The 11630-nt window shown below is 64.4% G+C and carries 10 protein-coding genes; all 10 read left to right on the top strand.

Going from position 1 to position 11630, the window contains the following annotated elements:
• The first annotated feature begins 24 nt into the window (after nt 1–24).
• Nucleotides 25–447 (top strand): MarR family winged helix-turn-helix transcriptional regulator, encoded by a 423-nt coding sequence (locus LPA37_RS09130; protein ID WP_229012348.1) that lies wholly within the window; start codon nt 25–27, stop codon nt 445–447.
• A 63-nt stretch (nt 448–510) separates the two neighbouring features.
• Complete coding sequence (locus LPA37_RS09125; protein ID WP_228983659.1) at nt 511–936, top strand: MarR family winged helix-turn-helix transcriptional regulator; 426 nt, start codon at nt 511–513, stop codon at nt 934–936.
• 93 nt (nt 937–1029) lie between these two features.
• Nucleotides 1030–2115 carry an HlyD family secretion protein gene (locus tag LPA37_RS09120; protein ID WP_229012347.1) on the top strand — a complete coding sequence of 362 codons (1086 nt, stop codon included), beginning with the start codon at nt 1030–1032 and terminating at the stop codon, nt 2113–2115.
• 19 nt (nt 2116–2134) lie between these two features.
• Nucleotides 2135–3724, top strand: a complete 1590-nt coding sequence (locus LPA37_RS09115; protein ID WP_229012346.1) for a DHA2 family efflux MFS transporter permease subunit — start codon at nt 2135–2137, stop codon at nt 3722–3724.
• 10 nt (nt 3725–3734) lie between these two features.
• Nucleotides 3735–5186, top strand: coding sequence for an efflux transporter outer membrane subunit (locus LPA37_RS09110; protein ID WP_229012345.1), 1452 nt, complete (start codon nt 3735–3737; stop codon nt 5184–5186).
• A gap of 44 nt (nt 5187–5230) precedes the next feature.
• A complete protein-coding gene (locus LPA37_RS09105; RefSeq protein ID WP_229012344.1) occupies nt 5231–6415 on the top strand; it encodes a thiolase family protein in 1185 nt (394 codons plus the stop codon).
• A gap of 132 nt (nt 6416–6547) precedes the next feature.
• Nucleotides 6548–7486: a 2-dehydropantoate 2-reductase gene (panE, locus tag LPA37_RS09100; RefSeq protein WP_229012386.1), complete on the top strand. Its 939-nt coding sequence runs from the start codon at nt 6548–6550 to the stop codon at nt 7484–7486.
• A gap of 41 nt (nt 7487–7527) precedes the next feature.
• Nucleotides 7528–8988 (top strand): MocR-like pyridoxine biosynthesis transcription factor PdxR, encoded by a 1461-nt coding sequence (gene pdxR / locus LPA37_RS09095; protein ID WP_229012343.1) that lies wholly within the window; start codon nt 7528–7530, stop codon nt 8986–8988.
• Nucleotides 8989–9306: 318 nt separating this feature from the next.
• The gene (locus tag LPA37_RS09090; RefSeq protein WP_229012385.1) at nt 9307–9750 is read left to right on the top strand and encodes an HU family DNA-binding protein; all 444 of its coding nucleotides are present in this window, start codon (nt 9307–9309) and stop codon (nt 9748–9750) included.
• Between the two features lie 415 nt (nt 9751–10165).
• The gene (locus LPA37_RS09085) at nt 10166–11575 is read left to right on the top strand and encodes a circularly permuted type 2 ATP-grasp protein (protein ID WP_228982400.1); all 1410 of its coding nucleotides are present in this window, start codon (nt 10166–10168) and stop codon (nt 11573–11575) included.
• The last annotated feature ends 55 nt before the right edge of the window (nt 11576–11630 follow it).

The following is an 11630-nucleotide window of genomic DNA, read 5'->3' as shown; positions in this document are numbered from 1 at the left end:
GTATGCACATATATGATGATCTGCATGAACCGGCCTCTCTCCTACGACGAATGCAACTGCTTTGCGCTGCGGCAGGCGGCGCGGCATGTCACGCAGATTTACGAGCGGCATCTGTCGGCAGTGGGTTTGTCGGCGGCGCATTTCACGATTCTTGCCAAGCTCGCGCGCACACCGAACCTGACCATGATGGATCTGGCGGACGCGATGGTCATGGACCGCACCACGCTGGTTCGCGCAATGAAGCCCTTGCAGCGCGACGGTCTCGTGTCCATCGAACCGGCCGCGCATGACGGTCGCACGTTTCTGTTCAGCCTGACCGGCAAGGGCGAGAAAACCTTCGACGAGGCCGCTATCGCATGGCGCGCCGCGCAGGACGAATTCGAAAACCGCTTTGGCCGGGCGCGCGCGCAGGCGCTGCGCTCGGAACTGTTCGACATCACGGAATAACGACGTGTGCGATGTATTGCGCCTGCCATTATTGCGTCTTAATGTGTGCATACGCACTTATAAATGAAATCCACGTTATTTCCGGCAGAAGACGACTGTTTCGCGATTCGCCAGGCGGCGCGCTATGTCTCGCAGCTCTACGACCGGCATCTCGCCCAGGTCGGCCTGACGACGACGCAGTTCTCGATCATGGGCCGGATCCGGCGCGCCCGCCGCGCGACGATGAAGGGGCTCGCCGACCAGATGGTGATGCAGCGCACGACGCTCGTGCGCGCCATCCAGCCGCTGCGGCGCGACGGACTCGTATTCAGCGAGACACTCGAACCGGACCGGCGCGAGCTGTCGATCGGTTTGACCGAAGCGGGCGAGGCGCGTCTCGCCGCCGCACGTGAGCACTGGTACGCGGCACAGGAAGAGTTCGAAAAGCGGTTCGGCCCGAAGCGTGCGGAAGCGCTGCGACGCGAACTGTTTGCGATGACCCGGGACTAGATTCGAAGCCCGCGTGACGCGGGCAGCAGCATCGGCCGGCGCGTTTTCCGCGCCGATTTTTTCAGGTAACGAAGTGCATACGCACATATCAACATGTCCACTACTCCTTCGACTATCGCACCCGCCAGCGCGGCGGATCGTGCCAATTCTGCCCGACGCATCCCGTGGATGCTGCTTGCGGTCACCGCGGTTCTCGTCGTGCTGGTTGCAGCCGGGTCGTACTGGTTTTTCGTCGGGCGCTTTGTCGAAAGTACCGATGACGCGTATATCGGCGGCGACGTCACCGTCATGGCGCCGAAGGTGAACGGTTTCGTGACCGACGTGCTGGTGAAAGACAACGAACACGTTCACGAAAACCAGGTGCTGATCCGTCTGGACGCACGTGATTACGACGCGCGTCTCGCGCAGGCAAACGCTGAAGTGGACAGCGCGAAAGCCGCCGTCACCGAGTTGCAGGCGAAGAAATCGCTCCAGCTCGCGACGATCAACGAACAGGGCGCCGAAGTGCGTGCGTCCAGCGCCGAACTGACGCGCAGCGCAGCCGACCAGACGCGTTACCGGGAGCTCGTGAAAGATGACGCCGTGTCGAGCCAGGTCGTCGAGCGCGCCGAAGCGGATCTGCTCAAGGCGCACGCCGCCGTTGATCGCAGCAATGCCGCGTTTATCGCCGCGCAGCGTCAACTGGTTGTGCTGGACGCGCAGATCGGCGATGCAAAAGCGCGCATCGCGACGGCGCAGGCCGCGCAGCGCGTCGCGGCGCTCAACGTCGAATACACGACGATCCGCTCGCCGATCGACGGCTACGTCGGCAATCGCACCGCGCGCGTCGGCCTGCTTGCCAATACCGGTGTTTCGCTGCTGACGGTCGTGCCTTCGAGCGGCCTGTGGATCGACGCCAACTTCAAGGAAGACCAGTTGAAGAAGATGCGCGTCGGCGACAGCGTCGACGTCGAACTGGACGCATCGAACGGCGAGATCCATGGCGTCGTCGACAGCCTTGCGCCGGCAACCGGGGCTACGTTCAGCGTGCTGCCCGCGGAAAACGCGACCGGCAACTTCACGAAGATCGTGCAGCGCGTGCCGGTGCGCATCCGCCTCGACGTGCCGAAGGAGATGCAGGGCGTGCTGCGCCCGGGGCTCTCGGCGACGGTGAAGGTTCATCTCTCAGCGCACGCGTAAATCCTGAGGCGAGCCGATCATGCACCCTGACCACGCGCACGCAGCGCGCCCCGCGAACCCCGCCGATCAGCCCATGCGCGCGAAAGTCTTCGCGTTCGCGCTGATGTGCCTCGGGTTCTTCATGGCGACGCTCGACATCCAGATCGTCGCTTCCTCGCTCAGGGACATTGGCGGCGGTCTGTCCGCCAGCCAGGACGAACTCTCCTGGGTGCAAACGTCGTATCTGATCGCGGAAATCCTGGTGATTCCGATGTCAGGCTGGCTTACGCGCGTGTTCTCCACGCGCTGGCTGTTCGCGGCATCGGCGCTTGGCTTCACGATCACGAGCATGTTGTGCGGCATGGCATGGGACATCAACTCGATGATCCTGTTCCGCGGACTGCAGGGCGCGCTCGGCGCCGCGATGATCCCGACGGTCTTCACTACGGCATTCGTGCTGTTTCCCGGCAGACAGCGGCTGATCGCGGCCACGACAATCGGCGCGCTCGCCTCGCTGGCGCCGACGATCGGCCCCGTGATCGGCGGCTGGATCACGTCGCAATGGTCGTGGCACTGGCTGTTCTACCTGAACCTCGTGCCGGGTATTCTGGTGACCGTGCTGGTGCCGAAGTTCGTGCACATCGACGATGTCGACCTCTCCCTGCTGAAAAAGGGCGACTACCCCGGCATCGCGCTGATGTCGGGTTTTCTGGGCTGCCTCGAATACGTGCTCGAAGAAGGGCCGCGCAAGAACTGGTTCGGCGATCAGGTGATCCTGACGTGCGCATGGATCTGCGGTATCTGCGGGTTCCTGTTTCTTGTCCATGCGTTCACGGCGAAGGAACCGATCGTCGATCTGCGCGCGCTCGCGATCCGCAACTTCGGTATTGGCAGTCTGCTGTCGTTCATTACCGGTATCGGCATCTTCTGCGCGGTGTATCTGACGCCGGTGTTCCTCGCCCGCGTGCGTGGCTTCGATTCGCTGCAGATCGGCCTTGCGCTGCTTTCCGTCGGCTGTTTCCAGCTGGTGGCGCTGGTGGTGTATTCACTGCTTGCACGCGTGGTCGACATGCGCTGGCTGATGGTGTTCGGGCTCGTATGCTTCGGCGTCGGCCTCTATCTCTACGTGCCGCTCACGAACCAGTGGGGCTGGCAGGAACTGCTGGTTCCGCAGGCGCTGCGCGGCATCGGTCAGCAGTTCTGTATTCCGCCGATCGTCACGATGGCGCTCGGTTCACTGCCCCCATCGCGGCTCAAATCCGCCAGCGGCCTCTTCAATCTGATGCGTAACCTCGGCGGCGCGATTGGCATTGCCGTCGCCAGCACGATGCTCAACGACCGTCTGAACCTGCATTACGAGCGTCTCGACGAACACGTGACGGCGGGTCGTCCAGTGATCGAAGCCGTGATCCAGCAGCAGGCGGCGCATCTGTCCGCGGTGGGCGGCGACGCGCTCAACGCGGCGACAGCCGGTCTCGACGTTCTGCATGGGTTGCTGATGCGCGAGGCGCTCGTGCTCACTTTCTCCGACACGTTCCTCGCGGTGGCGCTGTGTTTCGTGGTGGGACTCGCGAGCGTGGTGTTCTCGCGCCCGTTCGGCAACACCGCGCCGCCTCCCGACGCTCACTAAGGTACCTGACATGAAATCGATCATTGCAAAGGCTCTGGCGGGCATCGCCGCGCTGAGTCTCGCCGCCTGCGCCGTGCAGCCGGAAACCCACGCCGATCTGCCGAAGACCGTGCAGACCGTCGCGCCCGACGCGTGGAGCGTCGACGCGCCGCAGGCGTCCGTGAACGCCGACGCGTGGTGGAACGACTTCGGCGACCCCATCATGCATGAGCTGGTGACAGCGGTGCTGGACGGTAATCTCGACGTGCAGGCCGCCGCGGAACGGGTCAAACAGGCGCAGTCGATCGCGACGCAACGTCACGCGGATCTGCTGCCCGAACTCGACGCTGTCGCACGCGCTGCCGATACGCGCCAGAACACGCCGCCGCCGCTCGGTTACGTGCGCCAGGCGGGTATCGGTCTCGCCGCGAGCTGGACACCCGATGTGTTCGGCGGCGAGCATCTCGCGCTGCTCGCGGCACAGGCGCAGGTGTCGGGCCGCAAGGAAGCGCTGAATGCCGTGCGCCTCGCGCTCGCCGCCAGCACGGCGGCCGCATACATCGACCTGCGCTGGGCGCAGTCGCAGATGCAGATCGTCAAGGATAACGAGCAGATCCGCAGCCGCGCGTTGCGTCTGACGCAGGAGCGCCTGCACTACGGACTGTCGACGCAGCTCGACGTCGCGCGTGCGCAGAACCAGCTGTCCGATCTTCAGGCGCAGATTCCGCGCGTGCAGTCGACGATCCAGCATCAGCTCAGCCTGATCGCGGTGTATTCGGGCCGCACGCCGGAAAGCGTCGACGGACTGCTGCTCGCGAACGCGCAGGCGATTCCCGTGCCGTCGCAGAGCGTGCCGCAGACGCTGCCTTCGGAGGCGCTGCTGCGTCGCCCGGATGTGCGCACCGCGTATGCCGGCGTCGAGCAGCGCGCGGCGGAAGTCGGCGTATCGAAGGCGCAGCGTTATCCGCAGTTCAGGCTGACGCTCTCGGACGGCCTGCTCGCCGCGTCGTATCTCGGGTTGCCGACGCTCACCGACAACCTGTTCAGCGCGGCCCTGAGCGCGACGAGTCCGATCTTCAACGCCGGCCGGGTCAACGCGGGTATCGACGAAAGCGAGAGCCGCATGCGCGAATCGCAACTCGGCCTGCGTCAGACGATGCTCGAAGCGCTGAAGGAAATCGAGGACACGCGCAGCGATCTCGTCAGCACATCCGAGCAGGCGCAGCGGCTTTCCGGCGCGCTCGATGCGTCCAGCCAGGCGCTGCGTCTTTCGAGTGAGCTGTACAAGGGCGGCGCGTCGAGCTTCCTCGACGTGCTCGCCGCGCAGGAAGCGTATCTGCAGGACTCGGAATCGCTGAACCAGGCGAAACGCGAACATGCGCTTGCCGCGGTGGCGCTGTATCGCTCGCTCGGCGGCGGCTGGGATACGCAGAATTTCGCCGATGTTGCCAGCGTTACCGCGACGTCGTCTGGCACCCCCTGAACAGACCCGTAACTTCACTTTCCACCTCAACGAGGGAATCGACCATGAGTACACGCGAAATTGTGATCAGCCATCCGGTGAGAACCCCGATCGGGGCCTTCAGCGGTTCGTTGAAGGATGTGCCTGCCACCGACCTCGGCGCGGCTGCCGTCCGCGAAACGCTGCGGCGCGGCGGTATCGATGCGGCGTTGCTGTCGTCGGTGGTCATGGGCAATGTGATCCAGGCGGGCAACCGCATGAACCCGGCCCGCCAGGCGTCGATCGGCGGCGGCGTGCCGGTGGCCGTGCCGGCATTGACCGTCAACCGCGTCTGCGGTTCGGGCGCGCAGGCAGTCGTCTCCGCGGCCCAGGAAATCGCGCTGGGTCTGGGCAACGTCGCGGTCGCGGGCGGCATGGAGAACATGGATCGCGCGCCGTATCTGATGGACGGCGCGCGCCACGGTTATCGCATGGGGAGCGCGCAGATTCACGACAGCATGTTGCGCGACGGCCTCGTCGACGCGTTTTCCGGCGAGCATTCCGGCTGGCATACCGAAGACCTCGTGACGCAGCTTTCGATCACACGCGACGCGCAGGATGGCTGGGCCGCCCGGTCGCAGCAGCGCTTCGTCGCGGCGCAGGAACGCGGCGCGTTCGAAGCCGAACTCGCCGCCATCGAAGTCAAGGGACGCAAAGGTCCCGTGCTGTTCGCCCGCGATGAGCAGCCGCGCGGCGACACCACGGTCGAGATTCTCGCGAAGCTGCGTCCCGCGTTTCGTCCGGACGGCACGATCACCGCAGGCAACGCGCCCGGGCTGAACAGCGGCGCGGCCGCGATGATCGTCGCGGAACGCGGCTTCGCGGAAGCGCGCGGTATCGAACCGTTCGCGCGGCTCGTGGCGTACGGCGTCGCGGCGGTCGAGCCGGGCATGTTCGGCCTCGGTCCGGTGCCGGCCGTGCAGATGGCGCTCGAGCGGGCCGGGTGGAGTCTGGGCGATATCGAACGCATCGAGATCAACGAAGCGTTCGCCGCCGTGCCGATCGCCGTCGCGCGGAAACTCGGCCTGGCCGAAGACATCATCAACGTGGAAGGCGGCGCGATCGCGCATGGTCATCCGGTCGGCGCGACCGGCGCGGTGCTGGCGACGCGGCTCATCCACTCGATGCGACGCGATGGTCTGAAGCGCGGTATCGTCACGCTGTGTATCGGTGGTGGCCAGGGCATCGCGCTTGCGCTCGAAGCGCTGTAAGACCGCTTTAAACGCTTTGGAACGTGCGCGCCGCGTCCCTGCATCCGACGATACTTTGCTGTATTTTCCGTATGCACGGATGGACAGACGGACGGCGCGCACGCGCCACACGATTGATCTCAAGGAGACATGATGCGAATTCTGGTGGTGGGTGCAGGTGCGACGGGCGGTTATTTCGGCGGACGTCTCGCCGCGGCGGGGCGCGACGTGACGTTTCTGGTCCGCGCGCAACGGGCGGAGGAACTGAAGCGCACGGGTCTCGTGATCCGCAGTCCGCGCGGCGATCTCACGCTGCATGATGTGAAAACCATTCAGGCAAGCGATGCCGCGAAACCGTTCGATCTCATCGTGCTCAGCTGCAAGGCGTACAGCCTCGACGACGCGGTGAAGGCATTCGAGCCGTTCGTCGGACCCGATACGGCGATCCTGCCGCTCCTGAACGGCATGGCGCACATCGATACGCTGACGGAGAAATTCGGCGCCGCGCGTGTGCTGGGCGGCCAGTGCGTGATCGCCGCGACGTTGAACCCCGCACGCGAAATCGTGCATCTGAACGACCTGCATTCGATCACGTTCGGCGAGCTCGCCGGCGGTTCGACGGAGCGCGCCCGCGCCATCGATGCCACGCTGCAGGGGGCGGGCTTCGATGCTGCATTGAGCGATGCGGTACTTCAGCAGATGTGGGCGAAGTGGGTGTTCCTCTCGACGCTGGCGGCCAGCACGTGCCTCTTTCGCGCTTCCATCGGCGACATTCTGGCGGTGCCCGACGGCAAACGCGTGATCGAAGGCCTGCTGTCCGAATGTCGCGCGGTGTCGGCGTACAACGGTTATCCGATGGGCGAGGATTTCGTGGCGCGCGTGAGCGGCACGCTCTTCGCGGCGGGCTCGCCGATGACGGCCTCGATGTTGCGCGATGTCGAGAACCATTCACGGATCGAGGCCGATCACATTCTCGGCGACCTGATCCGCCGGGGCGACGCCGCGCAGCACGATGACGCGCATATGTCGCTGCTGCGTCTTGCGTATAACCATCTGAAGGCTTACGAAGCGCGGCAGGCGCGCGAGGCATAGAGGCATAATCGCGCGCAGGCATATTTCAGGTAGCCAGCCGGATGGATATCCACATCACGATTCAGGGGCGCCAGGATCTGGCGGGGCAGATCTATCGACAGCTAAGGGCGGGCATCGTCGAAGGGCGGCTGGCGGGCGGGGTGCAGTTGCCGTCCACGCGGGATCTGGCGACGCAACTCGGCGTATCGCGCAAGACCACGCTCGACGTGTTCGAGCGTCTGCTTTCCGAAGGGTTTCTGTCGGCGCGCGCGGGCTCCGGCACGTTCGTGTCCGACGGCCTGCAGCGCCTGCCCGGCGAAAAATCGTCGCATGCGAAAGCCGCCGAAGCGGCGAAGGTGCAACCGGCGGCGCAGGCGCGCGAAGTGTGGGACGAACTCGCGGTTTCGCTCGCGTTGCCGCAGCCGGACGCCCGGATCACGCTCGACTTTGTCGGTGGCGTGACGGACAAATCGCTGTTTCCGTTCGACGTGTGGCGCACCTGCATCAATCACGCGCTGCGCGTGCAGTCGCGCGGCCGCGGCACCTATCACGACGCCGCCGGCGAGCAGGAACTGCGGCTCGCCGTGTCGCGCTATCTGGCATTTAACCGCGCGGTCGCCAGCAACTGGGACGACGTCATCATCACGCAGGGCGCGCAGCAGGCGCTCGATCTGGTGGCCCGCGTGATGCTGCGTCGCGGCGACACCGTTGCCGTCGAAGATCCTGGCTACCCGCCGGCGCGCGCGTGTTTCGCCGCGCTGGACGCGAAGGTCGTGCCGGTCCCGGTCGACGAACAGGGCCTTGTCGTGAGCCGGCTGCCGAAGAACGCACGGCTCGTCTATGTGACGCCTTCACACCAGTTTCCGCTTGGCATGCCGATGAGTCTGGAGCGCCGGGTCGAACTGCTCGAATGGGCGCAACAGCGCGGCGCCGTCATCATCGAAGACGACTACGACTGCGAATACCGCTTCGAAGGACGGCCGGTGGAGCCGCTCAAAAGCCTCGACCGCGCAGGTCTGGTTGCGTACGTCGGCACGTTTTCAAAGACGATTTTCCCCGAACTGCGCATGGGTTACGTGGTGCCGCCCGCCTCGCTGCTGGGTCCGTTGCGGCACGCGCGACAGGTCGGCGACTGGCACGGCTGCACCCTGACGCAGACCGCGCTTGCCACGTTCATGCTCAACGGCGACTTCGCGAAACACCTTCGACGCATGCATAAACACTATGCGGCGCGGCGCGCGATGCTGCTTTCACACCTGCAAAACGGGCTTGCGCCGTGGTTCGAGCCGATCGTGCCGACCGCGGGCATTCACCTTGCCGCAAGGATCAGGGCGCCGCTCGCGGAGGCGGCGGTCGTCGAGGCAGGACGTGCCGTATCGGTTGGGCTTTATGGGCTCGCACCGTTCCATTTGCGCGAGAAAGCGCGGCCTGGCCTGATGTTCGGCTATGGCGGGATCGGCGTCGAACAGATCGACACGGCCCTCACCGCGCTTGCGGAACGGATGCCGGGTCTTGCCCGCTGATCTTCAAAAAGCCCTTGATATGCGTGCCCGTTTGCGTAAAGGCGCGTGAAAGGGGCGGTCGTCACGTGGCTGGTTTCGCGCCGCCCCTGGTGTTTACCTCACTCTCAAGGGTGCGTGCGCCGTGATCCCAAAAATGCGTTTTACCCGCTAAAACAGGCGTCAAAATGTGTTGAGGAGTCAGCGCCACGCAACAAACCTGCGGCGTCATGCACAAAAGATTCGCGCGAAACGCTGGAGCGCTTGTAGAATCCGGCACTGAAGCGTGCGCATACCGCGTGCCCTTCAGTGCATTCACTGACCACAACAGGTAGGAGAAACATGCCGACTTCCGCAAAAAAGGTGGCCAAGAAGGCTGCCACTATACCGGCCAAAAAGGTTGCAGCGAAGAAAGTGCCTGCGAAGAAAGTAGCGGCTAAGAAGGTCGCCGTGAAGGCGTCCGGCGCACCGTCGCCGATCAAGGACACCTTCACGAAGGCCTCGCTGGCTGCACACGTCGCAGATCGTGCTGCTGTCGAACTGAAGGCTGCCAAGGCCGTTCTGGCCGCGCTCGAAGATACGATCCTCGGCGCGGTGCACAAGAAGGGCGCTGGCGAATTCACGCTGTCCGGTCTTCTGAAGATTGTTGTTCAAGCCGTGCCGGCGAAGAAGAGGCGCTTCGGCAAGGACCCGTTCTCGGGTGAAGAGCGCTGGTTCCCGGCCAAGCCGGCTAGCGTGCGCATCAAGGCACGCCCGCTGAAGAAGCTGAAAGACGCGGCAGGCTGAGCGGTTCGAGTCGTGGCCGGCGCCCCTGGGGGGCGGTGCCGCCCGGTCGCGTAACGCGCTGTAAAAAAAAGAGTCCCTGTGGGCGCAAGCCCACGGGGATTTTTTTCGTGGTGCGTTCTTGTGAGCATCCCGGAATGCGCGCACGCTTGCTCGCCGTCGCGTTGCCTCGAACAGCGCTTTCGTCACGAAACGGACATTGACGCTTCGACGCCCGAATGCACCGCAGTAGCGCATTGACCGGCGCAGCGGTACGATGAGGACGTCGCCCATGCCTGCTGGATGCGCACTTCGGGTGCATCCAGCGCCCGATTTCAGCGTGAAGCGAATGGCATAGCGCTTGCTTGAAACAGAGGGCTGTCGAACACCGAATGCGCAGCGCATTCGCCTTCTATCCGACAAAAGAGCGGGGCGTGACATGCGATGCTATGACGAGATGCGTCATCACGACGAAGCCGTGCGACCGCACTACGCGCGGTTCGAGCGCTGGCTCGTTCAGCAGGGCGGGGATGCGATTGCCCGCAAGCGTGCCGAGGCGGATCTGCTGTTCCGGCGCGTCGGTATCACTTTCGCGGTCAACGGCGATCTGTCCGGCACAGAGCGACTGATTCCTTTCGATCTGATTCCGCGCATCATTCCGCGCAGCGAATGGCAGACGCTCGAAACCGGTTTGCGTCAGCGCGTGCAGGCGCTCAACCTGTTCATCCACGACGTTTATCACGACCGCAACATCGTGCGGGCGGGCATCGTGCCGGCCGCGCAGGTGTATACCAACGCACAGTACCGGCCGGAAATGCAGGGCGTGAACGTGCCGCTCGGCGTCTATGCGCATATCGCTGGCGTCGACGTGGTGCGCGCGGGCGACGACGGCCAGTTCTTCGTGCTCGAAGACAACCTGCGCGTGCCGTCGGGCGTGTCGTACATGCTGGAAAACCGCAAGATGATGATGCGGCTTTTCCCCGAGCTTTTCGTGCAGAACCGTATCGCGCCGGTCGCGCATTACCCCGATCTGCTGCTCGATACGCTACGCTCGGTGGCGCCTGAAGGCGTCGACGATCCGGTCGTCGTCGTGCTGACGCCGGGCATGTACAACTCGGCGTACTTCGAGCACACGTTCCTCGCGCAGCAGATGGGTGTCGAGCTGGTGGAAGGCAAGGATCTCTTCGTCGACGACAACTACGTGTTCATGCGCACGACGCAGGGGCCGAAGCGCGTCGACGTGATCTATCGCCGCGTCGACGACGATTTTCTCGATCCGCTCGCGTTTCGCAGCGATTCCGCGCTTGGCGTGCCGGGTCTTCTCACCGCCTATCGCGCCGGCCGCGTCGCGCTCGCGAACGCAATGGGCACCGGTATCGCCGACGACAAATCGATCTATCCGTACGTGCCGGAGATGATCGAGTTTTATCTTGGTGAGAAACCGGTTCTTAACAACGTTCCCACGTTTCAGTGCCGCAAGCCCGACGATCTGGCCTACACGCTCGCGCATCTGCCCGAACTCGTCGTGAAGGAAGTGCATGGTGCGGGCGGCTACGGCATGCTGGTGGGACCGGCATCCACCGCCGCCGAAATCGAGGACTTCCGCAAGCGTCTGATCGCGCGGCCGGTGGGTTATATCGCGCAGCCGACGCTCGCGCTTTCCGCGTGTCCGACGTTCGTCGAATCGGGTATTGCGCCGCGCCACATCGATCTGCGGCCGTTCGTGCTGTCCGGCAAGACGACGACGATGGTGGCGGGCGGCCTGACGCGCGTCGCGTTGCAGGAAGGCTCGCTCGTCGTCAACTCGTCGCAGGGCGGGGGGACCAAGGACACCTGGATGGTCGACTGAAATGAGTGGTTGCATCCGCAACCAGTGAGGACCGTACCGGCGACGCGTATCGCCG

This window comes from Paraburkholderia gardini (assembly GCF_907164545.1).
Classification (GTDB): Bacteria; Pseudomonadota; Gammaproteobacteria; order Burkholderiales; family Burkholderiaceae; genus Paraburkholderia; species Paraburkholderia gardini.
Note: the sequence above shows the minus strand (reverse complement) of the source record. Positions and strands in the feature narration are given on the sequence as shown.